A 25,519-nucleotide genomic window follows, 5' to 3' on the forward strand; every position below is an offset into this window, starting at 1 on the left:
GTAGTCCCCGTGGGGAGCAATTCAGCAACCATTGGTCGGGGATCGTCAGTCGTGGATCGGCACCGGCGCCGGCCGCTGAGCCGCCGCACGGTTGCGCAACCACCGCTTGAACCACGGGAAGTCCGGCAGCCGGGCCAGAATCGGTCCGGTCACCACGGTGATCAGGACGTACGTCGCGGCCAGCGCGGCCAACTGCGGCTCGACGCTCCCGGCGGCCACCGCGAGCCCGGCGATGACGATGGAGAACTCACCTCGGGGTACGAGTGCCAGGCCGGCCCGCCATCGACCGGGTTCCGCGATGCCGACCCGGCGGGCCGCGAGGTAGCCGGTGAGCGTCTTCGTCGCCATGGTGACCACGGCCAACGCGAGCGCCGGCAGCAGCACCGGCGGGATGTCCCCCGGGTCGGTGACCAGGCCGAAGAAGACGAAGAACACCGCCGCGAACAGGTCCCGAAGCGGGGAGAGCAACTCGGTCGCATGGTGCGCCACCGGACCGGAGAGCGCGATTCCGACCAGGAACGCACCGACCGCCGCCGATACCTGCAGCTTCGCCGCGAGGCCGGCGATCAGCAAGGTCAGACCGAGTACGCCGAGCAGCAGCGCCTCCGGATCCTTCGCGGACAGGGCGGACGAGATGAAATGGCCGTACCGGATGGCGACCCAGAGCACGAGCAGTACCGTGCCCACCGCAACGGCGAGCGCGATGCCGCCGCCGAGCAGGCCGATGCCGGCCAGCACGGCGGTGACCAGCGGGAGGTAGAGCGCCATCGCCAGGTCCTCGATCACCAGGACCGAGAGGATCACCGGGGTTTCCCGGTTACCGAGTCGGCCCAGGTCGGCGAGGACCTTGGCGATGACCCCGGAGGAGGAGACCCAGGTGATGCCGCCGAGCACCAGGGCGGCCACCCAGTCCCAGCCGAGCAGCAGGGCGAACCCCGCGCCCGGCAGCGCGTTGAGTACGCCGTCGATCAGCCCCGCCGGGGCCGCCGAGCGCAGGTTGCCGACCAACTCGTTGGCCGAGTATTCCAGGCCGAGCATGACCAGCAGCAGGATGACGCCGATCTCGGCGCCGACCGCGAAGAACTCCTCGCTGGCGGCGAGCGGAAGCAACCCGCCGTCGCCGAACGCCAGCCCGGCGAACAGGTAGAGAGGGATCGGTGAGAGGCCTACCCGGCGGCTGAGCCGGCCGAGGACACCAAGCAGCAGCAGCAGCGCGCCGACTTCGACGAGCAGAGTGGTGGAATCATGCATCCGCCTCAGCCGTCCGGGTCACTGTCGGCGAGGATGGCGGACACGCCGTCGAGACCCCTGCGGGTCCCGACAACGACCACCACGTCACCGGCCGCGAAGCGGAAGGAGGGGAGTGGCGAGACGATCACTTCGCCTTCGCGCAGCACCGCCACGATGGAGGCGCTGGTGCGGGTACGCGCCTTGGTGTCGCCGAGCTGGCGGTTGACGTACCGCGACCCCGCCGTGATGGCGATCTGCTCGGTGAGCAGCCCGGCGGCCTGTTCGCGGAGCCCGGAGAGTTGACCGAGCATCAGCGACGCGCCGAGGATGTCGGCCAGAGCCTCAGCCTCGTCGTCGGTCAGCGGAATGTCCGCCTGGCAGGCGTCGGGATCGTCGGGGTCGTAGAAGACGAGATCACGGCGGCCATTGCGGTGGGAGACCACGCCCAGGCGGCGTCCGGACTCCGTCACCAGATCGTGGCGTACCCCGATCCCGGGTAGGGCAATCTGTTCAACACGTACTCGCACACGCCAAGGCTACCGCTTGTCGTACAGAGCGCAGATCTTGGAAGGCCACGCCCCCGAGGCGCGTCCCCAGCCAAGATCCACTCGATGTCGCTGACCTCGGGGTGTCCAGGGCGGTGGGATCACCGTCTCCACCGAGGACGACCAGGGGGTGCGGCACTGGGTCTTCTGCGACCAGCGGCTGGACGGTGGCCGTCGCTGCGTGCTGCGTGCCGACCATGAGACCCCCTGCGTCGCCCGCCTACCTCGACGAATCGGACAGTAAGGCCGCGACGGAAGGTTGATCGACTCGGTTTCGGTGATGTCGCGATGTCGGTGACCAGCACGTCGGTGGCCTGGTGAGCGGCGTAGTGACCGCCGACGTCACCGCGGCCCTCGACGTCGCAGGTCTGTCGACGGTGCCGGCCGCGGACCCGCTGCCCGGCCCGCCTCCGGCGGCGGGGGAGTTCGACTGGCGGTGGTGCCGCCGAGAGTGATGGGTGTCACAGAGCTAAGGTTGAGCGGAATACGCTCAACTCTGGTTGTGTCCAACCCAGATGGACAACGCCGATCCGGGGGAGCCCATGAACACCGAAAGACTCACCACCAAGAGCCGCGAAACCATCACGGGCGCCGTCGCGCTGGCCAACCAGCGTGGTCACGCCACCGTGGAGCCCTGGCACCTGCTGCTGTCACTCCTGGACACCGATGGCTCGACCGCCACCGGTCTGCTGCGCGCCGTCGGGGCCGACCCGGCCGAGCTGCGCCGGGCCGGGCAGCGCGCGGTCGACGCCCTTCCGGCCGCGCGCGGCTCGAGCATCGCCGAGCCGACGTTGGCTCGGGAGTTCGTCAACGCCATCGGAGCCGCCGAGCAGATCGCCCGGCCGTTGGGCGACGAGTACACCTCCACCGAGCACCTGCTCGCCGGCCTGGCCCGGGTGGGCGGCGCGGTGTCCGGTGCGCTGAAGACGGCCGGTGCCACCGAGGAGGCCCTGGTCGCCGCGTTCCCGACCGTTCGGGGTGGGGATCGACGGGTCACCACCGCCGACCCGGAGCAGACCTATCAGGCCCTGACCAAGTACGGCGTCGACCTCACCGCCAGCGCCCGGGACGGCAAGATCGACCCGGTCATCGGCCGCGACTCGGAGATCCGCCGGGTCATCCAGGTGCTCTCCCGGCGTACCAAGAACAATCCGGTGCTGATCGGCGAGCCCGGCGTGGGCAAGACCGCGATCGTCGAGGGTCTGGCCCAGCGGATCGTCACCGGCGACGTGCCCGAGTCGCTGCGCGACAAGAAGTTGATCTCGCTGGACCTCGGCGCGATGGTCGCCGGGGCGCAGTACCGCGGCCAGTTCGAGGAGCGGCTGAAATCCGTACTGGAGGAGATCAAGAACTCCAACGGGCAGGTCATCACGTTCCTCGACGAGCTGCACACCGTCGTCGGCGCCGGCAAGGGCGAAGGCTCGATGGACGCCGGCAACATGCTCAAGCCGATGCTGGCCCGGGGTGAGCTGCGGATGGTGGGCGCCACCACGCTGGACGAGTACCGCGAGCACATCGAGAAGGACCCGGCGTTGGAGCGTCGTTTCCAGCCGGTGCTGGTCGGTGAGCCGACGATCGAGGACACCATCGGCATCCTGCGCGGGCTCAAGGAGCGCTACGAGGTGCACCACGGCGTACGGATCACCGACGCCGCGCTGGTCGCCGCCGCGACGCTGTCGGACCGCTACATCACCGACCGGTTCCTGCCGGACAAAGCGATCGACCTGGTCGACGAGTCCGCATCCCGGCTCCGGATGGAGATCGACTCCCGGCCGGTCGAGGTTGACGAGATCGAGCGGGCGGTCCGCCGGCTGGAGATCGAGGAGATGGCGCTGGCCAAGGAGCCGGACGCCGCCTCGGCCGAGCGGTTGGAGCGACTTCGTAAGGAGTTGGCCGACAAGCGCGAGCAGCTCACCGTGCTCTCCGAGCGCTGGCAGACCGAGAAGAGCCACATCACCAAGCTCTCCACCGCGAAGGAGGAGCTGGAGCGCCTCGGCGGCGAGGCCGAGCGGGCCGAGCGGGACGGGGAGTTGGAGCGGGCCGCCGAGCTGCGCTACGGCCGGATCCCCGCCCTCAAGGTCGAGCTGAAGCAGGCCGAGGAGGAGCTGGCCCAGCTCCAGGCCGATGGCGCGATGCTCAAGGAGGAGGTTGGCGCCGACGACATCGCCGCAGTGGTCGCCTCCTGGACCGGCATCCCCGCCGGCCGCCTTCTGGAGGGCGAGACGGCCAAGCTGCTGCGGATGGAGGAGTCGCTGGGCGGCCGGGTGGTCGGCCAGGCCGAGGCGGTCGGCGCGGTCTCCGACGCGGTACGCCGTGCCCGAGCCGGTATCGCCGACCCGGACCGCCCGACCGGCAGCTTCCTCTTCCTCGGCCCCACCGGTGTCGGCAAGACGGAGCTGGCCAAGGCCCTCGCCGAGTTCCTCTTCGACGACGAGCGGGCGATGGTCCGCATCGACATGAGCGAGTACGGCGAGAAGCACTCGGTCGCTCGCCTGTTGGGTGCCCCACCCGGTTACGTCGGTTACACCGAGGGTGGCCAGCTCACCGAGGCGGTGCGCCGTCGGCCGTACTCGGTGGTCCTGCTGGACGAGGTGGAGAAGGCCCACCCGGACGTCTTCGACGTGCTGCTCCAGGTGCTCGACGACGGCCGGCTCACCGACGGACAGGGCCGCACGGTGGACTTCCGGAACGCGATCCTGATCCTCACGTCCAACCTGGGGTCGTCAGTGATCAGCGATCTGACGCTGGCCGACGAGCAGCGTCGGGAGGGTGTCCTGGCGGTGGTCCGGTCGCACTTCAAGCCGGAGTTCCTCAACCGGCTGGACGACATCGTGGTCTTCGCCTCGCTGCGCGGGGATGACCTGCGTTCCATCGTCGACATCCAGCTGGACCGGCTGCGGCGCCGGCTGGCCGACCGCAGGCTCGGCATGGAGATCACCGACGCCGCTCGGGGTTGGCTCGCGGAGCACGGCTACGACCCGATCTACGGTGCCCGTCCGCTACGCCGTCTGGTCCAGACGGCAATCGGCGACCAGTTGGCAAAAGCCCTCCTGTCCGGTCAGATCCGCGACGGCGAAACGGTGAAGGCAGACCTGAATCCCGAAACCAACACCCTCACGGTCACCCCCGCCTGAACGTGTTGATCAAGAGGTTTGCGTCACGGCAACGTTTTCTCATGACGCAAACCTCTTGATCAACAGGGTGGAGTGGGGGCGGGCAGGGAAAGGGTGGAGGCATGTTTGGAATCCGGAAGGCCTGGGAGCGGGAACTGGACGCGGCCGTCGACGAGTTGGTGGCGGCTGACACGCTCGCCTTTGGCGGAGTGGGGATCGCGGGCACGCTGCTGCCGGTGACCAAGGCGTACCACCGGGTCGAGGCCGCCCTCGGCGACCACCCCGAGGAGGCGCGCCGGCAGCTCGACCGGGTGCTGGCCGATGGCACACCCGCCGGTCGGGCGTACGCGGCCACGCTGCTGGAGCGGATCGATCCGGCGGCGGCACGAGCGGCCTGGACGTCGCTGCGGGACGACCCGAGCGAGTTCACCACCTTCGTCGGCTGCCTCATGGACCGCGAAACCCTTGGGAACTACGCCAGCCAGCGGCTCGCCGCAGCTTGATCCATTCGCGGGCACCGGGAGAGCCAGCGCCCGCCCGGCCGTCACGGTGCAATCACGCACTCCGGGCGACGCCACGGGTGCCGTCGGTAGCTGAGCTGTCGGTCACGGTATGGGTCCGCTGATGCCGAAGGTTGTTACCGTCTGCGCCGAAGTACCTGGGGGGATGGTCGGGTGGGCGGGTCAGTGACGTACCTGGTGGCGGCGCTTGCCGTCCTTGTCGTGGTCGTGGTCGTCGTGCGGGCCCGGCGGCGGTCGGCGGCCCGACCCGACGGTGCGCTGCCGCCCGGACGGCCGGCGCGCGACCGCCCGGCGGAGTCCCTGCGCGACAGCCCGCTCGGCCTGGCCCTGGGCGACCGCGTGCGGATCCGCGAGCAGGAGTACGCGGTGAGCGGCACCATCCGCCTGGTCGAGGGGGACTGGAGCTGGGTGCAGCACCTGCTCGACGACGACTCCGGCGGTCGCCACCGGCTCTCCGTGGAGGACGGCCCCGAACTGGAGTTGGTGCTCTGGACAGCCGAGCCCGGCGCGACCGTCACCCCGGGCGCCCCGACCATCGACCTCGGCGGGCTGCGCTACACCTGGGCCGAGACCGGGCAGGCGCGCTACACCGCCACCGGCGAGACCGGGCTGACGTCGGCCGGGACCATGCGCTACCACGACTACCAGTGCGGTGGTGCCGCGCGGCTCTCCTTCGAGGCGTACGGCGAAGAGAGCTGGAGGGTGGCCCGCGGTGACCTGCTGGACCCCGCCGACCTGACGATCCGACCCACGTCCGAGGATCACTGAGCTGGATCGGGTGGGCGCGCCAGGCTCACCACAGCATGCCGAAGTGGCTGGTTGCCGATACGGTGTGGGCGCGATCTTAGGGAAGGAGAATCGTGGTCGAGTCCCAGAGCACGCCGGCCCGCCAGCGGCCATCCATTGTCTCGATTTCCAGCTACCTGCTCTTCCTGTTCCTGGCGTGCCAGGTGATCACTCTGATCATCACGCTCAGCACCATCGGTAAGACGCGTGACGCGCTTCGCGACGCGTACGCGGGCAGCACCGCCGCCAACGCCGACCAGGTGGCGGACGTCTTCCTCGCCGTCGGCGTCGGCAGCAGCATCCTGCTGCTGTTGCTCGCGATCGTGCTGGGCGTCCTGGCACTGTTCAACAACCAGGGCCGTAACGGCTCCCGGATCACCACCTGGATCGTCGGCGGCGTCATGGTCTGCTGCGTGGGTGGCGGCCTGCTCAGTAATGCGGCCGGCGGTTTCGCCGCCGGCGGGGAGACCGCCGGCGGTGGGCCGAGCAGTGCCGAGATTCAGCGCCGGCTGGAGGAAGCCCTGCCCTCCTGGGCCGCCCCGGTCAGTCTCCTGCTCGGCGTGATCAGCCTGATCGCGCTGCTCACGGCGCTCATCCTGCTGGCGCTGCCGAAGGCCAACGAGTTCTTCCGCAAGCCCACCGCGGCCTGGGAACCGCCGACCCCGGGCGCCAGCTACCCGGGTTACCCGCAGGCTCCGGGGCAGCCTGGTTACCCACAGGCTCCGGGTCAGCCTGGCTACCCGCACGGTGAGCCGGGTTATCCGTCGAGTGGGGAGCCGAGCTTCCCGCCGCCACCGGCCCCGAACCGGCCGGACGACACGCCGCCCGGGCCGTCAACCCCGCCGTCGACGAGTTGACCGCTCGATAACCACGACGCCGACGATCCCTCCGAGTAGGTTGCAACCCGACGCCTACCGGAGGGATTCGTCGTGTCGTACCCAGAATCGGCACCGGCCCGTCGGCCCGCCGTCGTCCTGTCGGCCGCGACCGTGCTGTTGGTGATGGCGGTCGCCGCGCTCGCGTACACAGTGGTCGACCTGGTGGTGCTGGGCGGGACGGTCGACGCGTTCCGCTCCGCGGCCCGGGACACCACGGCCAGTCCGCAGCAGATCGACGATGTGGTGACGCTGCTCCGCGTGTCCGCAGCGCTGTCGGCGGTGGTGGCTGCGCTCTCCGCGCCGGTGCTCGCCGGCCTGGCCCTCGGGCTGCTGGCTGGTCGCGCCGGCGTCCGGGTGGCCACCTGGGTGGTCAGCGGGCTCGGCCTGCTCGCGGGCTGCTGCAGCGTGGCGGTGCTCGTCGGCGAACGGGCCGTGCCGCTGCATCTGGGCGCCGGCGAGCAGGCTCTCACCGAGTTGCTGGGCCTGATCGGCGACGCGTACCCGTCGTGGTGGATTCCGCTCAACGCCGGGCTTTCCGTCGGGCAGGGGCTCGGTTACCTTGTAGTAGCTTCGCTGCTGGCCCTGCCCGGGGCGAACGCCTGGTTCGGTCGCCACCGCTCGACCGCGCCGACCATGCCATCCGCACCGCCCGCGTTCAGGCCCGCCCCGCACCAGCCCCCGACGGCGCCTCCCGCGCCCCCGTACCCGCCCAGGTGAGGACCGCCCCCGTGACGCTCGATCCAACGACTGCCGAGCGCCGAGCCCTCATCACCGGGGCCACCGCCGGCATCGGCGCCGCGTTCACCCGGCGGCTGGCCGCCGACGGCTGGCATCTGGTGCTGGTCGCCCGCGACGCGGCCCGGCTGACCGAGATGGCCACCGAGTTGGGTTCCACGCACGGCCGTGAGGTGGAGACGATTTCGGCGGATCTGTCCACCGACGACGGCTGCGCCATCGTGGAGCAGCGGCTCGCCGACGGCAGTCCAGTTCACCTGCTGATCAACAACGCCGGGATCAGCCTGAACAAACCGTTCCTGCGCTCCACGGCGGAGGATGAGGCGCGCCTGTTGCGGCTCAATGTGCACGCGGTCATGCGACTGACCCTGGCGGCGCTGCGACCGATGACCGAAAGACGAGATGGGGCAGTGATTAATGTCTCTTCGGTCGCCGGGTTCGGTACGGCGATGCCCGGGTCGACCTACTCGGCCAGCAAGGCATGGGTCACCAACTTCAGCGAGTCCGTCGGTCAGTCGGCGCGGCCGTTCGGCGTCCGGGTGATGGCACTCTGCCCCGGCTACACCCGCACCGAGTTCCACCAGCGGGCCGGCATCAACATGTCCAAGACGCCGGAGTGGCTGTGGCTGCGGGCCGAGGATGTGGTTGACGAAGGCCTGCGTGACCTGCGCAAAGGCAAGATGGTCAGCGTCCCGGCATGGAAGTACAAGGTGGTCGTCGCCGGCATGCGGCACGCGCCGCGCCGGCTGCTCCAGGCCGTTGCGCGGGACACCCGCGGCCGGATCGGTCGCGACGAGCGCTGAGCTTCGACAGGCCCACCGGTTCCCGCGGGTTGGCGGCGCGGCGTTGGCGCGCCGCTGTCAAGCCGGTCGCTGAGCGTAGTTGAGCATCGCCAGCCATCGGTCCCTCGCGGGGCTGGTCAGGATGGACCCCACACGCGGCGTTCAGACTTGCGCAGTAACCTCTATCGCTATGGGGGACCACGACGACCTGCGTAAATTCATTACCGACCTGGCTGTGGTCCACGGACGGGTCGTGCTCTCCTCGGGGCGTGCGGCAGATTGGTACGTGGATCTGCGGCGCGTCACGCTCCATCACCGGGCCGCTCCTCTGGTCGGCCGGGTGTTGCTCGACCTCACCGCCGACTGGGAGTACGACGCCGTCGGCGGCCTCACCCTGGGCGCGGATCCTGTCGCGCTCTCGATGCTGCATGCCGCCGTTCCGACCGGCCGTGCCCTGGACGCCTTCGTGGTGCGTAAGGCGGGCAAGGCGCACGGTCTACAGCGGCGGATCGAGGGACCGGAGGTGGCCGGCCGCCGGGTGCTGGCGGTGGAAGATACGTCCACGACGGGCGGAAGTGTTTTGACCGCTGTCGAGGCGCTTCGTGAGGCCGGGGCGGAAGTCGTGGGCGTGGCGGTTATTGTTGATCGAGGCGCCGGCGACGCGGTACGAGCCGCCGGATTGCCGTACCGGGCGGCCTATACGTTGGCTGACCTCGGCCTTGTGGCGTAAAAGTCTGCCGATTCGGATCTGCTGATATGCAGGCAGATCGATGCTGCTGGTGGAAGGATGGAATACGTGGGAACTGCGTTGGCCGAAATGACTATGCCTCAGATCTCGCCGCTTAACGGCGAGCCGATCGAACGTGCCGATGCCGAGCGTCTCGCCGGGGTCCTCAAGGCCCTTGCTGATCCTGCTCGGTTGCGGCTGCTCAGCCTGATCCAGTCGGCCCCCGAGGGCGAGGCGTGCGTCTGTGACCTGACGGCGCCGCTCGGCCTCTCTCAGCCGACGGTCAGTCATCACCTGCGTATCCTCACCGAGGCTGGCTTGCTGCAGCGGGAGAAGCGCGGTGTCTGGGCGTACTACAGCCTGGTCCCGAGTGCGATCGCGACGATCGCCGACCTGCTGACCCCGCCGCGTAAGCGGGCCACCAAGAAGGCCCGCTGACGTAGGCAGTACACGCCGTCCCGCGCGCCGGGACGGCGTCCGGTAGGAGCCAGGGGTGGCGCCACCGGTGGGTGACACCTGCTCGTCCCCGGCCGCACCGCCGGAGGCCGGGCGCGACATGCCGACGGCCGACCCCCTCACCAGGGGGCCGGCCGTCGTCGTACCTGGGGTTCAGCGGTCCTGGCCGTGCTCCGGGCGCTGGCGGTCGTGCTGGTGCCCGTCGTGGTCGAACGCCTCGCGGGCCGCTTCCGCCGCGCCAGCGGCGCTGGCTGCCGCGATCACCGCGACCGCCTCGCCGCGCTTACGAGCCCGCCGATCGCGGAGGAACTCGAAGAAGATCGGCAGCACCGAGATCACGATGATCAGGGCCACCACCGGCAGGATGTAGTGGTCGATCTTGTCGCCGATGGCCTGGTAGATCTGCTCGGCCAGCAGGTAGCCGATCAGCAGGATGCCGTCCACCCAGAGCACCGCACCGACGATGTTCCAGAGCAGGAACTTCCGGGCCGGCATGCCGAGCGCGCCAGCGACCGGGTTGAGGAACGTCCGAACGATCGGGATGAAGCGCGCCAACACCACGGCCTTCGCCGGGCCGAACTTGTCGAAGTAGTACTCGGCCTTCTCCACGTACTCCTTCTTGAAGAGCCGGGAGTTTGGCCGCTCGAACATCGGCCGGCCGTACCGCGCGCCGAGCCAGTGCCCCAGCTGAGCGCCGACGATCGCGCAGATCGGCCCGCCGATCAGGAGGCCGACCAGGGAGAGGCGGGTGCCGTTGCCGAAGATCGCGTCCGCGACCGGCGACGCGGCCACCCCGGCGAGGAACAGTAGCGAGTCGCCAGGGAAGAAGAAGCCCACCAGCAGGCCGGTCTCGGCGAAGAGGATCACCCACACGCCGATCAGCCCGAAGGTCTGCAACAGATCTTTGGGATCGAGCGGGTTCAGGGCGACGCTCTCCGCGAGAGCGCGGATGTTCTCAGCTGTGTCCACGGCCACAAAGGGTACCGAAGCCCAAGGCCCCTGCCGCGTCGGACCGGCCCCTCGCCACCCGCCCGCGTAGTGGGGCCCAACGACGGTGCCCCGCCGACCGGGATGGTCGACGGGGCACCGGTGGTGCGGGGTGGATCAGGCGACGAAGCGGGTCCGGCGGCGCTTGGCCACCAGGTAGCCGCCGACGCCCGCGGCGAGCAGCAGCGCGCCGAGGCCGGCGATCAGGCCGGTGGACTGACCGGTGATCGGCAGCGAGCCGCCGTCACCGTTGTCGCCACCGCCCGTGCCGCCAGCCGCGTTGATCAGGATCTTGGCGGCGTCGTTGGCCGGCTTCAGGTCGGCGTAGAAGCCGCCGTCGCACTCGCAGGGGAGGTTGATCTTGACGGCGCCGGTGTCGTTCTGGACGACTTTGTCGATCCGAAGCGTGAAGTCGACGGTTTCCTGGTCGCCGGCCTTGATGAACGGTGTCGGGTAGCAGCCGTAGACCCGGCCGCCCGGCTGACCCGGCTCGCCCCACTCCTCACCGGTGATCGGGGCGCAGAACTCGGGAGCCGCCACGACGCTGGTGTTCTTCGGGATCTCCACGTTCATGTGGGTGACCGCCGAGCCGCCGCGGCTGCGGTCCAGCGTTGCCGGTCCGTTGTTGCGGAAGCCGATGGTGACCTCGACCTCGTCGCCCTTCTTGCCCGAGGCGTGGTCACCGATCGCCTCAAGGTCGGTACCGTTCTTGCCGGTCACCTTGACGTTGAGGGAGGACCCGTTGTTGTCCGGCACGGTGTCGGCCTGGGAGCCGCGGGTCCCGGCCATCGTGGGGAGCTTGGCGAGGGCGAGCTTCCCGTCGGTCCCCGGCTTGCCTACCGAGACACCCACGCTGTCGAGATACGCGTCGAAGTCCTCAAACTCTGCGGGCGTCATCCAAATGATCTCGCCGTACTCGGAACCCGGAGCGTACGAATCTTCCCCGAGTCGGTAGGCGAGGTTGGCGCCGTAGGTAGCACCCGCTGCGAGGTCCTCGTCGAAATGACAGCTGCGCAGTTCGTCGTCCACGTAGGTGCAGTTGCTGTAGTGCTTGTCCGCGCGGATGCCGTAGTCGTTGTAGAAGATGACGCTCGCCCCGTTGGCGGCAGTCTTACCGCTGTTGCTGACCTTGAGGGCGGCGGTGAACTTTCCGCCGGGTGCCGCCGACATCTCGATCTCGGGTCCGGCGGCGAGGTCGACACCCTCACCCACACGGATCTTGGCGTCATGGCTGACGGAGTCGAAACCGGCGGCGCTGAGCGTCACCTTGACGGTGCCCGCATCTCCGTCCTTCGCGCCCTCGGTGGGCGCGATGACGACGGGGGCGATGCCGCCGAGGCCCCACTCCTCCACACCGATCTCAAAGGGGTCGGCGCAGAGCAGGACGCCCTTCTCGGGGACCGTGCAGTAGCCCGTTGCCGTCTCCGTCGCGATGGTGATCTTGTCAACCAGGTCGCGGTAGTCGTAGCGGACGGTGACGTCGCGGAGTACGACCGGGGCGCTGCTGTAGGCGGTCGTGGATTCGACCTTGCCGGCGGACTTGGTCGCGATGGTCGTGTCGCCGAAGTAGATGCCCAATTCGACGGGCGCTTCCTCGTTGGCAACGGCCGGGCTGGCGGAGGCGGCGACGAACGCGCCTGCTACGCCCAGTCCGGCGAGCCAGCGCCGGGTGGAGTGGGTGAGCATGAGGGGGTTCCTCCAGTTGGGGGTTCAGGTGGAGCCTGCGGATCTTAAGGAATCGCTAAGGCTGGCGGCAGCCCCGCGAGTTGTCCATCCAGCAAGACGAACCGAAAGGTTGATCAGCGACACCGCAATGTTCGGTCGGTCCGCTCCCGTCAGGACCGGCCCTTCATGGCGCTGGCACATTGCCCGGCGGTGGGGTCCAACGACGGTGCCCCGCCGACCGGGATGGTCGACGGGGCACCGGTGGTGCGGGGTGGATCAGGCGACGAAGCGGGTCCGGCGGCGCTTGGCCACCAGGTAGCCGCCGACGCCAGCGGCGAGCAGCAGCGCGCCGAGGCCGGCGATCAGGCCGGTGGACTGGCCGGTGATCGGCAGACCGCCGCCGTTGTCGCCGCCGCCGTTACCGCCATCGCCGCCGCCATCCGTGTTGGTCGGGTTGATGACGATTTTCGCGGTGTTGTTGCCCTTGTTCGGGTCACCCACCAGCGTGGTGGTGATGGCACCCGTTGCGTCCGGGACGACCTTGTCGATCCGCAGCGCGAACGAGTACGAGGTCTCGTAGTCCTTCCAGCTCTCAAGGACCTGGCAGGCGTACTCCTTGGCGCCCGGCTCACCCCAACCCGCGGTCCACGGGTCCCACTCCTTCTCCGGTGCGAATGGCACGCAGTCGTAGGGAGCCTCGATCACCGTCGTGTCGGCCGGGACAGACACCCGGACTGGCAGGTCCTCGAGCCGGATGCCCGGCGTGCCCTGGCCCAGGTACTCGAGCACAGCCGGCCCGAGGTTGGTGAAGCTCGGCTCGACGGTGACCACGTCACCCTTCTTGCCACTCGCGGTCACGCCCTTGGTCGCCAGGTCCGCGTGGTTGTCACCGGTCACCCGGACGGTCCCGAGGGTCATGTTGTTCATCTTGTCCAGGTCGGTCTGAGGCACCCTCGCCCCCTGCACTGACTGCGCGACCAGACGAAGCTCCTCGCCCTTGCCGGGCTTGACGTCGTCCAGGAACCAGTCCTTGAACGCCAGATCCCAGTCGTCCGTGGTCCACCAGTCCAGCACGACCGGGAACTTGGCACCCGTGCGTGCCTCCGGGGCGACGTTGATGGGCAGGTTCTCGGAGAGCTTGTACGACTTGCCCGGCTCGATCTTGGTGTCGAACGTGCAGAAGGCGGTCATCCCCCACTCGTCCGACTTGCAGTTCGAGAAGTCCCCGCCGTAGGCGGCGAGGTATTCGGCCTGCACGACGAGGACAGCGCCAACGACGGGGGTCTCACCGGCGTTGCGAACGACGGCCGGTAAGCCAGCTTTGCCACCCGGAGTGCCGCTTGCCTCCACGGTCGGGTCGCTCACCAGGTCAACGCCTTCGGCGATGGTGATGTCGGCCGTCGCCCTGGCGGTCTTGCCACCGGAGGTGATGCTGATCGCCAGGGAGCCCTTCTGCCCTGGCTTTGCGTCGTCCTTACCCGTGACCATGTAGGCGAACCAGGGCGACTGGCCATCCTCGACGTCGGTCTCGCAGTGCAGCTTGGTCGCCGAAACGTCGCAGGCCCAGCCCCACGCCGGCTCCACCGTGGCGAAGTCGGCGACTGCGGAGAAGTCGACGTCCACGGAGGTCTGACCGAACTTCAGCTCGGACTCGGTGTCGACCGGCTGAGCGTAGAAGTAGCCGTAGTCCAGGTGGCCGGGCGCGACGAGCAGATCGTGCGTCGCGATCTCGAAAGGGGCCTCGGCGGCGACGGCCGGGCTGGCGGAGGCGGCGATGAACGCGCCTGCTACGCCCAGCCCGGCGAGCCAACGCCGGGTGGAGTGGGTGAGCATGAGGGGGTTCCTCCAGTGAGGGAAGTCAGGTGGAGCCTGCGGATCTTAAGGAATCGCTAAGGCTGGCTGCAGCCCCGAGCGCCACCCATCGATCAAATCGATCCGAAAGGTTGATCGCCGTCACCGCAACGTTCGATCCGTCCGCTCCCGTCATTTGAGGCAGGAGCCCCGGGAGGTGCAGTGACGTACGAGGAGTTCGCGGACACGCGGCTGGCCCCGCTACTGCGGTACGCGGTGATGCTCACCGGCGATCCGCACCAGGCACAGGATCTGGTCCAGGAAACCATGGTCCGGGTCCAGCTCAACTGGCGTCGGGTCGCCCGAGCGGACGCGCCCGAGCGCTACGTGCGCCGGATGCTCACCAACCAGTACGTCGACTGGCGGCGTGGGTCCTGGGTACGCCGGGTGCTGTTGCGCGGGGAGCCCGACGCGACGGTGCCGGTGCCCACTGACCACGCCCAGTCCGCGGTGGACCGGGACCAGATCTGGTCCTGGCTGTCCCGGTTGCCGCGCCGGCAGCGGGCCGCGCTGGTGCTGCGCTACTACGAAGATCTGCCCGACGCCGAGATCGCCGACATTCTCGGCTGTGCCGTCGGGACCGTCCGTTCGTCCATCTCCCGGGCCCTGGCCACGCTCCGGGCCGAGTACGTGGAGGCGTGAACATGATCGAGGATGACCTGCGTGCCGCGTTCGCCCGGCACGAGCCGTTGACTCCGTCGACCGGCCCGCTGAGGGCCGCGATCGACCGGCTCGCCGCCACCCGCCGTCGCCGCCGGCAGCGGTTCCAGGCCGCCGGCGTCACGCTCGCCCTGCTCGCCGCGCTCGGAGTCGGCGTGCCGCAGCTGCGCCCCGATCGGCCGGCAGAGGAGTCGTTGTTGTCTGGCCAACGGGCTGACCCGCCGACCGAGTCGCTGAACGTCCTGCTGCTCGGCGTGGACGGCTTCGGCGAGGAGCCGTCGCACCGTTTGGCGGACTCCATCCTGCTGGTGCACATCCCGGCCGACCGGAGCCGGCCGTACCTCATCTCGTTGCCGCGCGACCTGGAGGTGTCGGTCCCCGGCCGGGGGATCGACAAGCTCAACACCGCGTTCCTCGACGGTGCCGGCGAGCCCCGGCCCGACCTGGACGCCGGCTACGACCTGACCCGCCGGGTGGTCGCCGACCTGACCGGGGTACGCGTCGACGCTGGCGCGGTGCTGACCTTCGCGGGGCTGCGCCGGATCACCGAGGCCGTCGACGGGGTGGAGGTGTGCCTGCCGAAGGAGGTTCGGTCCTGGCACACCCGCCGGACCTTCCCGGCCGGCTGTCAGCGGCTCGACGGCGCCGCCTCCGTCGACCTGCTGCGGCAACGGCGGTACCTGCCCGACGGCGCGTTGGACCGGGACCGTAACGCCCAGCGCTATGTCGCCGCGCTGATCCGGCGGGCGGTTGCGCAGGACGTGCTGACCAATCCGGTCAGGCTCGCCGCGCTGCTGTCGGCCGCCGGTAAGGATCTGACGGTCGACGACGACGGTCTACCACTGGCCAGGCTGGTGGCGGTGCTACCCGAGCTCAAGAGCGTCGACCCGGTGGGGCTCAGCCTCCCGGTCGGCCCGCCGGTGGCCAACTTCTCGCGGCTGCCGCTGGACCCGACGAATGGCTCGGCGTTCCTCGCCGCGCTGCGCGAGGATCGGTTGGCGCAGTGGGTGGCTCAGCACCCGGAGCAGGTCAATCCCGTCCGCTGACCGGACGAGGAGATCACGACGACGCCCCGCAGGCCCGGTACGGGTCGGCGGGGCGTCGGTCGGGTCGGGGTGGGTCAGGCGGCGAAGCGGCTGCCTTGGCGTCGGGCGAGCAGGTAGCAGCCCGCACCGGTGACGAGCAGCAGGGCCCCGATGCAAGCGATCAGGATGGTGGGGGCGCCGGTGATGGGCAGCGAACCACCGCCACCACCGCCACCGTCGCCGTCACCGTGGCCACCGCCGCTCTGGGCCGCGTTGACCACGATGGTGGCCTTGTCGTTGGCCGGCTTGATGTCGTCCTGGAAGCTGCCGCCGGCAGGGCACTCGCACGGCGCGTTGACCCGCACCGCACCACGCGCGTTGGGGATGACCTTGTCGACGCGTAGCCGGAACTTCATCGTGTAGCTCTGCCCGGCCACCAGCAGCATCTCCGAGGCGCACTGGTACGTGCGGGTGCCCTGCCGCAACTGGCAGCTGTCGGGGACCTCGACGGCGGTGGTGCCCGGCGGCAGCTCGACGGCGGTGTGGGTGGCGGCCTCGAAGTCTCCGTTCGTCTTGTCGAGCGTCGCGGGGCCGCTGTTGCGGAAGCCGACGGTCGCCGTGACGACGGCGCCGGCAGTGCCCTTGAGCGTGGCGCCGATCGCCGCGAGGTCGGTGCCGTTCGTGCCGGTGGCCTTGATGGTCCACCCGGTGTAGTCGTTGCCCGGGGCGACGTCGGTCTGGTCGGCCTTGCGCATCCTGCCGGGTGCCTCGGCCAGAGTCAGCTTCGGACCGCTGCCCGGGGTGGCCGCCCGGGCGCCGACGGCTGCCCGTACCCGGGTCAGGTCCTCGAAGTCGGCCCTGGTCATGAACTGGGCGTAGCCGGACTGGTTGGTCGGCGCGTACGTGTCCTTGGCGAGTTCGAGGTTCAGCGTGGTGGCGAGCCCCGTGCCCACCTGGATCTCCTCGTCGAACTGGCAGGAGACCAGGTGATCGTCGGAATAGAGGCAGTTGCTGAACCGGTCCTTGGTCCGGATCGAGTAGGCGAGGTCGAAGACCGCGACAAATCCCCGGACGGTCTTGTCGCCGACGTTGGCCACGGCCAGCGGCACTGTGAACTTCCCGCCCGGCTTGGAGGAGACGGTGGTGTACGGCCCGCCGGCAAGATCGACCCCCTCGCCGACACGTACATGCGAGGTGTAGCTGCCCCGCCGCCCGCCGGCCGCCTGGAAGCTGACAGCGACGTCGCCGGAGTCGCTGAGCTGCGCATCTTCGGTGAGCGCGATGCGCACCTGCTTGGTTGCGTTGCGGTAGATCCCGCTGCCGGGCGGCACCTCGTGGAGGACGACCTCGCCGGGTTCCTTGCAGACGAGAACGCCCGACTCCGGGGCGGCGCACTCCTGGTTCTCCCCGGGAGTAATGGTGATCTTGTTGGCCAGGGAGCGGTAGTCGTACCGCACGGAGACGTCGGTGAGGACCGTCGGCTCGTCGGCGTACAGGAACAGGGTGCGGGTGGTTGCCGCCGAACCGACGGCCAGGGTGGCGTCCTGGAAGTAGGGCTCGATGGCGGCCGCGGCGACGGCGGGGGTGGCGGAGGCGGCGACCAACGCGCCTGCGGCGCCGAGCCCTGTCAGCCAGCGGATCGATTGCTTGAGCATGTGAGTCCTCCCGTGGGGGGTACAGGTGGCGCTCGTCCAACCTAGGGAGACGCCGGCTCCTCCGGTAACCCCTACGGATCGATATCTGTCCAATGACCCGAACGGCTGAGCACCTCTGTCGCAACGGGCAGCCGACCCTGCGACGGGGTCAGCGGTAGTCGTCCTCGTCCCCGGTGACCACCCGGGCCTGCTCTATCGCGTCCCAGTCGTCGACCTCCAGGCCGCGGTGCGGCTCACTGTCGACGTCGGCGGGGCCGACCACGGCGGCCTGCTCGACCGCGTCGGCCGGATCGGCCTCGGGGTCGCGTTCGTCCGGAGCGAGGTGGTCGCCGGGGGTGAAGTCCTCATCGGGCTGACCCATCGTCCCTCCCGGGGGTCTCGAAGCACGGTTCGCACCCACCGTACGGGCTGTGCCGGCGCACCGCCCGGAAGCGGAGTAGACGGAATCAGCCCTCGGCAACGCGACCCGGTGCCAGGATGGTGCCGTGGGCTTCCTCATTCGACTGGCGATCACCGCGGTCGCGTTGTGGATAACCACGTTGATCGTGCCCGGGGTCGACGTGCACGGCCGCTCGGCGGGCACGACCGTCCTCACCCTGATCGTGGTGGCGCTGATCTTCGGCGTGATCAACGCGGTGCTCAAGCCGGTGATCAAGGTCGTCGGCTGCGTGTTCTACCTACTGACCCTGGGTCTGTTCGCGCTGGTGGTCAACGCGCTGCTGTTCCTGCTCACCGACCGGATCGCCCGCGGGCTCGACCTGCCGTTCCGGGTCGACGGTTTCTGGCCGGCGTTCTGGGGAGCCATCGTGATGACCGTGGTCACCTGGCTGATCAGCGTCATCGTGCCGGACGACCGGTGACCGGATTCCGGCCAGCCACCTGGGTCGGTTGTTCCGGCGCACCTCACCTACGGGATACTTCCGGTTGGAGGACAGCGCGGTCCGGCGCACACATGAAGAACCGCGGCCAGCACGGCCGAGAGTGGTAAGTAAGGAGCGCATCACATGCCCATCGCTTCCCCCGAGGCCTACGCGGAGATGCTGGACCGCGCCAAGGCTGGCCGGTACGCGTATCCCGCGATCAACGTGACCTCCTCCCAGACGCTGAACGCGGCGCTGAAGGGCTTCGCCGACGCGGAGAGCGACGGCATCATCCAGGTCTCCACCGGTGGCGCCGAGTACCTTTCCGGCCCCTCGATCAAGGACATGGTCACCGGCGCGGTGGCGTTCGCCGCGTACGCGCACGAGGTGGCCAAGAAGTACTCGGTCAACATCGCGCTGCACACCGACCACTGCCCGAAGGACAAGCTGGACGGGTTCGTCCGTCCGCTGATGGCCATCTCGCAGGAGCGGGTGAAGCGCGGCGAGGAGCCGCTGTTCCAGTCGCACATGTGGGACGGCTCGGCCGTGCCGGTCGCGGAGAATCTGCAGATCGCCTCCCAGCTCCTCGACGAGGCCGCCAAGGGCAAGATCGTCCTTGAGATCGAGGTCGGCGTCGTCGGTGGCGAGGAGGACGGCGTCGAGAACGCCATCAACGACAAGCTCTACACCACCACCGAGGACGGCCTGGCCATGGTCGAGGCGCTCGGCCTCGGCGAGAAGGGCCGCTACATGGCGGCGCTGACCTTCGGCAACGTGCACGGCGTCTACAAGCCGGGCAACGTCAAGCTGCGCCCGGAGATCCTCAACCAGATCCAGGAGGCGGTCGGCGCCAAGTACGGCAAGGACAAGCCGCTCAGCCTGGTCTTCCACGGCGGCTCTGGCTCCCTGCTGAGCGAGATCCGCGAGGCTCTGGACTACGGCGTGGTGAAGATGAACATCGACACCGACACCCAGTACGCCTTCACCCGGCCCGTCGCGGACCACATGCTCCGCAACTACGACGGCGTGCTGAAGATCGACGGCGAGGTCGGCAACAAGAAGCAGTACGACCCGCGTGCCTGGGGCAAGGCCGCCGAGGCTGGCCTGGCCGCCCGGGTCGTCGAGGCGTGCGAGCACCTGCGCTCGACCGGAACCACGATGTCCAAGTAACGACGTCCCACCGACGGTCGGCTCTCCCTCGGGAAGCCGGCCGTCGTCGTGGTCAGGCCGGCGCGGTGAGCAGGCGCACGGCCTCGCGGACGTCGTCGGTGAGGTGGATCGTCGACGACAGGTCACCGAACGGGGACGCGGACAACAGCGGACGCAACAACGCCTCCACCGGCAGCTCCCGGGTCCAGTAGTCGCGGTCCAGGAAGATGTACGCGCCGCTGGCGCCGTCGGTGCCGTAGTAGGTCTTGGTGGCCGCCTGGAACACCTCCTGCACCGTGCCCGCCCGCCCCGGGGCGAAGACGATGCCGCCCCGGGCGAGCCGCAGGATGGTGTCCTCCCGGATCGCGTTCGAGAAGTACTTGGCGATCCGCCCGGCGAACAGGTTCGCCGGCTCGTGCCCGTACAGCCAGGTCGGGATGGCCAGGCCACCGGCACGCGCCCAGCCCGGGTCGTCGCCACGCTGCCGGGGCACGCCCGCATACCGCTGCCGGACCGTCAACGCCGTCTCCGTGTACCGGTGGTGGTCGGTGAAGTCCGGGGCGGTGGCCAGCAGGTCGATCGCCGCGGTCACCTCCGTCGCCGGCTGGTCCGCCAGATAGGCGCCGAGGTTCGCCGCCTCCATCACCCCGGGACCGCCGCCGGTCACCACCAGGCGGTCGGCCCGCGCCAGCTCCCAACCCAGCACGGCAGCCATCCGGTACGCGGGACTGCCGCGCCGCACCGCGTGCCCGCCCATGATGCCCACCACCGACTGCGGCCCGTACCCGGCCAGCCAGACCCGGGTGGCGTCGGCCAACGCGTTGTCCACGCCATGGTCGTGCAGGCGCTGACCGAGCGCCTCCTTGACGTCCGGCAGCGCGCCGCCGTGCGCCCGATAGTGGTCGTACACCCGGGTGTCGTACATCCCGGTGAACCCGCCCTCGGCGAACCCGGCGGCCAGGTCCTCCGGGGTGTAGAGGTGCGTCGGCTGGGTCGGGTACGGCAGCCCCGAGAACGGCGGCACCACGTTCGCTCCGCGCCGGACCAGGTCGGCGCCCACGTCGCGGGAGGCGAACCGGCAGCCCACGAAGAGGGTGCCGGCGACCTCGACGCCGGTCAGGTCGGGCACCGGCGCAAGGTCGAGGCGCAGGCCCTGAACGGTCAGCCCGGTCAGTCGGCCGTTGGCCAGCTGTCGGTCCAGCTCGTCCCGGGTCTGGATTTCGCTGGCGTGCAGGTGCGGCTCGATGACGTCCGCGGGAGGTGGGGTCGGCACCCGGCCATCCTGCCCGTCCGCCGGGGCTGGCCAAACCTCGGGCCCGGGGGGTGGAACGACAGGAGCCCGGTGGTCGTGGCCACCGGGCTCCTGCATTACCGGTTCCTGGGGAGGCTCCGGACCATTAGTTGTAGTGGAAAACACCTGGCAGCGGCATAGGCCGCAGGCGTGACCAATTCCTCAGCCGTTCAGCGGAACGCGTCGGCCGACCCGCTCGCGTGTTGCCCTGTCCAGCGGGTTGAATGGGGCGATGCAGAACCTTTTGCCAGAGCCACCGGCCACCCGCCTGCCCGCGAACGACGAGGCCGACGCCGCCCTGGCTGCCGCCGAGCAGGCCGGCACCGATGAGGCGTTCGCCAACGTGGCGGCCGGCTTCCCGACCTACAGTGCGGCCTGGGCGGAGCTCGCGGCCCGGGCGTTCGCGCAGGATCAGGTCGTCACGGCGTACGCCTACGCACGCACCGGCTACCACCGGGGCCTCGACCAGCTGCGCCGCAGTGGTTGGAAGGGGCACGGCCCGGTGCCGTGGTCACACGAGCCCAACCGGGGCTTCCTCCGCTGCCTGTACGTGCTGACCCGCGCCGCCGACGAGATCGGCGAGGCCGACGAGGCGGCCCGCTGCGCCCAGTTCCTGCGTGACTGCGACCCGGAAGCGGCGGACGCGCTGGCGAGCAACTGACCCCGTTCGGTGGCCGGCCCGACACGAGGCCGGCCGTCGGCGGGTCACAGGCCCTCGGCGACCGCAGCGGCGATCTTCAGCCAGGCGTCCCGGGTGGCCGAGGAGAGCCCTCCATACCGGATCGGCTCGCCACTGTCGATGAGCCGCTCGTACGGGGCCAGCAGCACCGCCCGGGTGCGGGCCGCGAAGTGCTCCTGGATGGCTGGCAGGTCGATCTCCTTGCGGGACGGCGGCATCGACACCACCGTCACGGCCTGCCGGACCAGCCGTTGCCGACCGCTCTGCTCCAGGTGGTCGAGCATCCGGGCGGCGGTCTCCGCTGAGTCGTTACGGGCCGACATGGTGACCACCAGTTGGTCGGTGGCATCCATCGAGGCCTGCCAGTTCTGCGCCCGGACGTTGTTCCCGGTGTCCACGAAGATCAGCTTGTAGAACCGGCTGACCACCTCGCGGATCTCGGCGAACGCGGCCGCGGTCAGCATCTCGCCCCCGGTCGCCGACTCGTCCGAGGCCAGGACGTCGAACATCCCCTCGCCCTGCGAGCGGACGTACTGCGACAGGTCGCCGACCCGCCCGTGCGCACCCTGGAACTGCCCGAGGTCGCGCAGCATGTCCCGCACCGTGCGGGAGTGGAAATCCTGCTGGGCGCGCATCCCGAGGGTGCCCTGGGTCTCGTTGTTGTCCCAGGCCAGCACGTAGCCGCCGCGCTTCTGGCCGAACGTCATCGCGAGCAGCAGGATGGCCACCGTTTTACCGGCGCCGCCCTTCGGGTTGACCACGGTCACCTGCCGCAGACCGCCGAAGTTGCGGCGCACCATTTCGATGTCCCGCTTGAGCTCCTGCTCATGCCGCCCCGGCGAGAGCCGGAGCAGCCCCATCTTGTTGACCACCGCGCGTACACCCATTGTCGCGACCGGGTCGGCGGGCCGAACCTGCCGGCGCCGGGCGAAGTCCTCGGCGGTCGGCGCCGCGGTGTCCTCCGGCGTCCAGCTCGCGTCGGGGTATCCGGTCGCGTCCGGGTATCCGGCGGTGGGCACCCGGGTCACCCCTTCGGCCTCCGGGTACGGCTGCCCGGGCGGGACACCGGGCGTGCCCTGCTGCCATGGCGGTGGGTACCAACCCGGCGAGGGCGGGAACGGCCCGGGCGGTGGGGTCGCCGGCCCGGCCTGTTGGGGAGCTTGCTGCGGCGCGGGACGGCCGTGCGGCTGCTTGTTGAACTGCGTCAGGTCGGGCGGGGGCGGGATCTGCGCCGGGCCGGCCTGGCCAGGGATCGCCGGGGTGAACGACTGACCGGAGTACGCCTGCCCGGAGTGCGCCTGCCCGGGGCCGGCTTGCGCCTGGCCGGGGCCGGTGTGCGGCGGCTGCGGCACGGGTGGGGCGGGGATCGGGGGTGTTGCGATGGCGGCCTCGTCCTGGGCGGGTGCCGACGACCCCGCTGGGCGTTGCGGCGGGTAGGCCCACGGCGACTCGGTGGGCGGCCGCGCCGGACCGCCGGTGGATCCGTCCTCCCCGGTCTCGCCGACCTGAGATGCCGACCCGGCCGCTGCGGGGCTGGTCGTCGCGGGGCTGGTCGTCGCGGGGCCTGCCGACGCGGGGCCTGCGGCGGTCGGGTGGTCGGTGGGCGCGGTGCCTGCGGCGGTCGGGTGGTCGGTGGGCGCGGTGCCTGCGGCGGTCGGGTGGTCGGTGGGCGCGGTGCCTGCGGCGGTCGGGTGGTCGGTGGGCGCGGTGCCTGCGGCGGTCGGGTGGTCGGTGGGCGCGGTGCCTGCGGCGGTCGGGTGGTCGGTGGGCGCGGTGCCTGCGGCGGTCGGGTGGTCGGTGGGCGCGGTGCCTGCGGTGGGGCGGTCGGTGGGCGCGGCAGCCGCGGACGGGCGGTCCAGGGTGAACGGCAGGTCCAGGTCGACGCCGCCCGGGGTGATCGGCGAGGCGGGGACGGCGTTCGGACCCCGGTCACCGGCCTGAGCCTGCGCCGCTCCGCCTGCGGTGCTCGCCACTCCGCCTGCGGTGCGCGCCACGTCGGGTCGGCTGTCCGTCGACGCGGAGGCGGCGTTCGGTGTTGCAGCGCTCGCCGGTGTTGCGGGGTTTTCGGTGCCGCCTGGCACGCCGCTGCTCGCGGGAGCGCCGGTTACCGACACGGTGCCCTGTGCTGGCGGTGCTGGCGTGGTGCCTTGCACTGGCGGTGCTGGCGGGGCGCCCTGCGCTGGCGGGGCGGGCGGTGGCGACCCAGCGGCTGGCGCGGCTGGCGGCCAACTCGGCTGCGGCGGCGCCCAGCCCGACACCGCGCCGGACGGGCCGCTGACCCCCCAGCCCCCGGTCGCCGGGACAGCGCCGGTCAGCGACGGGTAGTCAGACGGAGAGGGCGGCGACAGGGCCGCAGCGCCGGGCTGTCCCGGAACCGGCGGTCGGCCGATCGGCGGCGCGGCCACCGGCGGCGTCACCGGCGGCTGCGCGATCGACGGCGGCGCGTCCCGCTGCTCGGCGACCGACGCCCAGGGCGGTACCGCGCCACCCGCGCCCCGGTCGGCTGGATCCGGTGGCCAGAGTGGTTCGATGTCCCGCTCCGGCACCGGCTGCTGGCCGGGCACCTGCGCCCGGTCGGCGTTCTTGTCCATTACGGCCCTCCCCAGTCCTCCTGCGAGGATAGGCCCATCCGCCCACGAGGGCCGGTCGGCGCAACTCAGGTCGGTCGGTTGGCGCAGCCGAGGTCAGTGGGCGCAGCCGAGGTCAGATCGACCAGACCGCCCAGGCGCCCGGCTCGATCCACCAGGACCGCTTCCGCGTCAGCTCGCCCTCGACACCATCGTCGAGGTACGGAACCTTTCCCTCTCTGGGCAGCACCGACACCGCCCGCCCGCGGGCTCGCCGAACTTCGAGGCGTACCCGCTTGCGACCCAACGCCGAGCGGACGACCACCGGCACGGCCACCGCGACCTCGACCTGGCCGTCGGCCGGGTCCGGCGCGGTCAGCAGCGTCACGTCGTTGAGCGTCGCGTACCCGCCGGCGTTGCCGACCGCGCAGGCCAGCAGCGGTTCGTCACCATTGCTGAGGATGGTGTCGTCCACCTCCACCCGGGCCCGCCAGTGCAGCGGCCGGCCGGCGTCGTCGGCGGCACCGAGCAGCGCGCCGTCCAGGGTCACCGAGCCGCCGTCGTTGCGGAGCAGGTCCAGCCGGCGCGGCGTGCCGTCCAGCACCGCGGCGGCCACCGCCGCCGGGTCACGGGGCAGCCCGAGCTGCGCCGCCAGGTCCCGGTGGGTGCCGGCATGGGCAGGATCGAGCGGGAGTACGGCCACCGGCGGCAGATCGGGCAGCGTCCGGTTACCGGGCAGATCCGCCGGGCGGCGGCTCGGCGGTGGCGCGTACCGCCGAACCAGTCGGCGCAGCACGGCGCGCAACTGCCCGTCGCTGGCTGTGGCGATGACCAGCCGGGTCTTGCCGTCCGAATCAGGCCAGGGGAGGCCGTCCGGGCGGGCCGGGCCGTCGAGCCGGGCCAAGACCGCGTCGATCTCCGCGTCGGACCGGGCGGTGACCGTCTCCACCCGGGCGCCCCGGGCGTTCAGCGCATCGGCGCAGGCCAGCACCGGCACCCGCGGCCGCTCGGTTGCGCACCGCTCGGTGTCACCGCTGGCCTGCGTCGCCGAGCCGGTGTCGACCTGGTCGGTATGAGCGTGGCCAGCGTCGGTCGGGCCAGCGTCGGTCGGGCCGGTGTCGGCCTGGCTGGCCGGGTCGGTGTCGGCCTCGGTCGCACCGCCGCAGCAGGCCCCTGCGCTGCCACAGCCCCCGGCAGCGTCCCGCTCCGAACCGAGGGTGAGCAGCAGCACGTCGTACACGGAAGGAGCCTCCTGCCTCTCGACGCGACCCCTGCCGGCCACGCCGTTACTACTTGTTAATCTGACACCCCGGGCTCGCCAAGCGGTCGCCACCTGGCACCCGAGCCTTCTGGAGGC

General features: G+C 70.6%; 24 protein-coding genes. 14 read left to right on the forward strand and 10 right to left on the reverse strand.

The features are described 5' to 3' along the window. Positions 1-45 precede the first annotated feature (45 nt). Together OG811_RS11375 and OG811_RS11380 are read right to left on the reverse strand one after the other, a co-directional pair. Entirely contained in the window at positions 46-1,251 is a 1,206-nt protein-coding gene (locus OG811_RS11375; RefSeq protein ID WP_406074004.1) for a cation:proton antiporter, read from the reverse strand. 5 nt (positions 1,252-1,256) lie between these two features. Further along, on the reverse strand, positions 1,257-1,757 hold the full coding sequence (locus tag OG811_RS11380; RefSeq protein WP_406074006.1) for a cation:proton antiporter regulatory subunit: 501 nt from the start codon (positions 1,755-1,757) through the stop codon (positions 1,257-1,259). A gap of 335 nt (positions 1,758-2,092) precedes the next feature. Between OG811_RS11380 and OG811_RS11385 the strand changes: the two genes are divergently transcribed. The 9 genes from OG811_RS11385 (at position 2,093) to OG811_RS11425 (ending at position 9,755) form a co-directional block, all read left to right on the forward strand. Continuing rightward, positions 2,093-2,230 carry a hypothetical protein gene (locus OG811_RS11385; protein ID WP_406074007.1) on the forward strand — a complete coding sequence of 46 codons (138 nt, stop codon included), beginning with the start codon at positions 2,093-2,095 and terminating at the stop codon, positions 2,228-2,230. Positions 2,231-2,317: 87 nt separating this feature from the next. Further along, positions 2,318-4,909, forward strand: a complete 2,592-nt coding sequence (gene clpB / locus OG811_RS11390) for an ATP-dependent chaperone ClpB (protein ID WP_406074008.1) — start codon at positions 2,318-2,320, stop codon at positions 4,907-4,909. Positions 4,910-5,010: 101 nt separating this feature from the next. Beyond that, positions 5,011-5,391, forward strand: a complete 381-nt coding sequence (locus OG811_RS11395) for a hypothetical protein (RefSeq protein ID WP_406074010.1) — start codon at positions 5,011-5,013, stop codon at positions 5,389-5,391. 171 nt (positions 5,392-5,562) lie between these two features. Next, a complete protein-coding gene (locus tag OG811_RS11400; RefSeq protein ID WP_406074011.1) occupies positions 5,563-6,177 on the forward strand; it encodes a DUF4178 domain-containing protein in 615 nt (204 codons plus the stop codon). A 92-nt stretch (positions 6,178-6,269) separates the two neighbouring features. Then, the gene (locus tag OG811_RS11405; protein WP_406074013.1) at positions 6,270-7,052 is read left to right on the forward strand and encodes a hypothetical protein; all 783 of its coding nucleotides are present in this window, start codon (positions 6,270-6,272) and stop codon (positions 7,050-7,052) included. A gap of 72 nt (positions 7,053-7,124) precedes the next feature. Beyond that, positions 7,125-7,790 (forward strand): hypothetical protein, encoded by a 666-nt coding sequence (locus tag OG811_RS11410; protein WP_406074014.1) that lies wholly within the window; start codon positions 7,125-7,127, stop codon positions 7,788-7,790. Between the two features lie 11 nt (positions 7,791-7,801). Further along, the gene (locus OG811_RS11415; RefSeq protein ID WP_406074016.1) at positions 7,802-8,611 is read left to right on the forward strand and encodes an SDR family NAD(P)-dependent oxidoreductase; all 810 of its coding nucleotides are present in this window, start codon (positions 7,802-7,804) and stop codon (positions 8,609-8,611) included. A gap of 169 nt (positions 8,612-8,780) precedes the next feature. After that, entirely contained in the window at positions 8,781-9,320 is a 540-nt protein-coding gene (gene pyrE, locus OG811_RS11420; RefSeq protein ID WP_406074018.1) for an orotate phosphoribosyltransferase, read from the forward strand. 57 nt (positions 9,321-9,377) lie between these two features. After that, positions 9,378-9,755, forward strand: a complete 378-nt coding sequence (locus OG811_RS11425) for a helix-turn-helix transcriptional regulator (RefSeq protein ID WP_030332125.1) — start codon at positions 9,378-9,380, stop codon at positions 9,753-9,755. Positions 9,756-9,926: 171 nt separating this feature from the next. Here the strand turns inward: OG811_RS11425 and OG811_RS11430 are convergent, their stop codons facing one another. From OG811_RS11430 to OG811_RS11440, 3 genes are all read right to left on the reverse strand, one after another. Then, complete coding sequence (locus OG811_RS11430; RefSeq protein ID WP_406074019.1) at positions 9,927-10,748, reverse strand: DedA family protein; 822 nt, start codon at positions 10,746-10,748, stop codon at positions 9,927-9,929. A 129-nt stretch (positions 10,749-10,877) separates the two neighbouring features. Then, on the reverse strand, positions 10,878-12,446 hold the full coding sequence (locus OG811_RS11435) for an LPXTG cell wall anchor domain-containing protein (protein WP_406074021.1): 1,569 nt from the start codon (positions 12,444-12,446) through the stop codon (positions 10,878-10,880). A 255-nt stretch (positions 12,447-12,701) separates the two neighbouring features. Continuing rightward, complete coding sequence (locus tag OG811_RS11440) at positions 12,702-14,258, reverse strand: LPXTG cell wall anchor domain-containing protein (RefSeq protein ID WP_406074023.1); 1,557 nt, start codon at positions 14,256-14,258, stop codon at positions 12,702-12,704. Between the two features lie 180 nt (positions 14,259-14,438). Here OG811_RS11440 and OG811_RS11445 point away from each other — a divergent pair, with 180 nt between their 5' ends. Further along, positions 14,439-14,918, forward strand: coding sequence for a SigE family RNA polymerase sigma factor (locus tag OG811_RS11445; RefSeq protein WP_406074024.1), 480 nt, complete (start codon positions 14,439-14,441; stop codon positions 14,916-14,918). 2 nt (positions 14,919-14,920) lie between these two features. After that, positions 14,921-15,982 carry an LCP family protein gene (locus OG811_RS11450; RefSeq protein ID WP_406074026.1) on the forward strand — a complete coding sequence of 354 codons (1,062 nt, stop codon included), beginning with the start codon at positions 14,921-14,923 and terminating at the stop codon, positions 15,980-15,982. Positions 15,983-16,056: 74 nt separating this feature from the next. On the opposite strand, the gene OG811_RS11455 is transcribed toward OG811_RS11450, so the two are convergent. Beyond that, positions 16,057-17,616 carry an LPXTG cell wall anchor domain-containing protein gene (locus OG811_RS11455; RefSeq protein WP_406074027.1) on the reverse strand — a complete coding sequence of 520 codons (1,560 nt, stop codon included), beginning with the start codon at positions 17,614-17,616 and terminating at the stop codon, positions 16,057-16,059. 148 nt (positions 17,617-17,764) lie between these two features. Next, positions 17,765-17,977 (reverse strand): hypothetical protein, encoded by a 213-nt coding sequence (locus tag OG811_RS11460; RefSeq protein ID WP_406074029.1) that lies wholly within the window; start codon positions 17,975-17,977, stop codon positions 17,765-17,767. A gap of 124 nt (positions 17,978-18,101) precedes the next feature. Here OG811_RS11460 and OG811_RS11465 point away from each other — a divergent pair, with 124 nt between their 5' ends. Next, a complete protein-coding gene (locus OG811_RS11465) occupies positions 18,102-18,476 on the forward strand; it encodes a phage holin family protein (protein WP_406074030.1) in 375 nt (124 codons plus the stop codon). Positions 18,477-18,620: 144 nt separating this feature from the next. Then, complete coding sequence (gene fbaA / locus OG811_RS11470) at positions 18,621-19,646, forward strand: class II fructose-bisphosphate aldolase (RefSeq protein ID WP_357484195.1); 1,026 nt, start codon at positions 18,621-18,623, stop codon at positions 19,644-19,646. 52 nt (positions 19,647-19,698) lie between these two features. Here the strand turns inward: fbaA and OG811_RS11475 are convergent, their stop codons facing one another. Then, complete coding sequence (locus OG811_RS11475; RefSeq protein ID WP_406074032.1) at positions 19,699-20,898, reverse strand: LOG family protein; 1,200 nt, start codon at positions 20,896-20,898, stop codon at positions 19,699-19,701. A gap of 250 nt (positions 20,899-21,148) precedes the next feature. Between OG811_RS11475 and OG811_RS11480 the strand changes: the two genes are divergently transcribed. Further along, positions 21,149-21,577, forward strand: coding sequence for a DUF3151 domain-containing protein (locus OG811_RS11480; RefSeq protein WP_406074034.1), 429 nt, complete (start codon positions 21,149-21,151; stop codon positions 21,575-21,577). A 44-nt stretch (positions 21,578-21,621) separates the two neighbouring features. Here the strand turns inward: OG811_RS11480 and OG811_RS11485 are convergent, their stop codons facing one another. Together OG811_RS11485 and OG811_RS11490 are read right to left on the reverse strand one after the other, a co-directional pair. Beyond that, positions 21,622-23,493: a chromosome partitioning protein gene (locus tag OG811_RS11485; RefSeq protein WP_406075662.1), complete on the reverse strand. Its 1,872-nt coding sequence runs from the start codon at positions 23,491-23,493 to the stop codon at positions 21,622-21,624. Positions 23,494-24,298: 805 nt separating this feature from the next. Further along, the gene (locus tag OG811_RS11490) at positions 24,299-25,402 is read right to left on the reverse strand and encodes a diacylglycerol kinase family protein (protein WP_406074035.1); all 1,104 of its coding nucleotides are present in this window, start codon (positions 25,400-25,402) and stop codon (positions 24,299-24,301) included. Positions 25,403-25,519 lie beyond the last annotated feature (117 nt).

Origin of the sequence: Micromonospora sp. NBC_01638, assembly GCF_045209745.1 — a bacterium.
Lineage (GTDB): Bacteria > Actinomycetota > Actinomycetes > Mycobacteriales > Micromonosporaceae > Micromonospora.

Bases quoted from the DNA above. Each gene is read 5' to 3' on its own strand.
- OG811_RS11375 (WP_406074004.1), bottom strand. From the start codon at position 1,251: ATGCATGATTCCACCACTCTGCTCGTCGAAGTCGGCGCGCTGCTGCTG.
- clpB (WP_406074008.1), top strand. From the start codon at position 2,318: ATGAACACCGAAAGACTCACCACCAAGAGCCGCGAAACCATCACGGGC.
- OG811_RS11395 (WP_406074010.1), top strand. From the start codon at position 5,011: ATGTTTGGAATCCGGAAGGCCTGGGAGCGGGAACTGGACGCGGCCGTC.
- pyrE (WP_406074018.1), top strand. From the start codon at position 8,781: ATGGGGGACCACGACGACCTGCGTAAATTCATTACCGACCTGGCTGTG.
- OG811_RS11425 (WP_030332125.1), top strand. From the start codon at position 9,378: ATGGAATACGTGGGAACTGCGTTGGCCGAAATGACTATGCCTCAGATC.
- OG811_RS11435 (WP_406074021.1), bottom strand. From the start codon at position 12,446: ATGCTCACCCACTCCACCCGGCGCTGGCTCGCCGGACTGGGCGTAGCA.
- OG811_RS11440 (WP_406074023.1), bottom strand. From the start codon at position 14,258: ATGCTCACCCACTCCACCCGGCGTTGGCTCGCCGGGCTGGGCGTAGCA.
- OG811_RS11450 (WP_406074026.1), top strand. From the start codon at position 14,921: ATGATCGAGGATGACCTGCGTGCCGCGTTCGCCCGGCACGAGCCGTTG.
- OG811_RS11455 (WP_406074027.1), bottom strand. From the start codon at position 17,616: ATGCTCAAGCAATCGATCCGCTGGCTGACAGGGCTCGGCGCCGCAGGC.
- OG811_RS11460 (WP_406074029.1), bottom strand. From the start codon at position 17,977: ATGGGTCAGCCCGATGAGGACTTCACCCCCGGCGACCACCTCGCTCCG.
- fbaA (WP_357484195.1), top strand. From the start codon at position 18,621: ATGCCCATCGCTTCCCCCGAGGCCTACGCGGAGATGCTGGACCGCGCC.
- OG811_RS11480 (WP_406074034.1), top strand. From the start codon at position 21,149: ATGCAGAACCTTTTGCCAGAGCCACCGGCCACCCGCCTGCCCGCGAAC.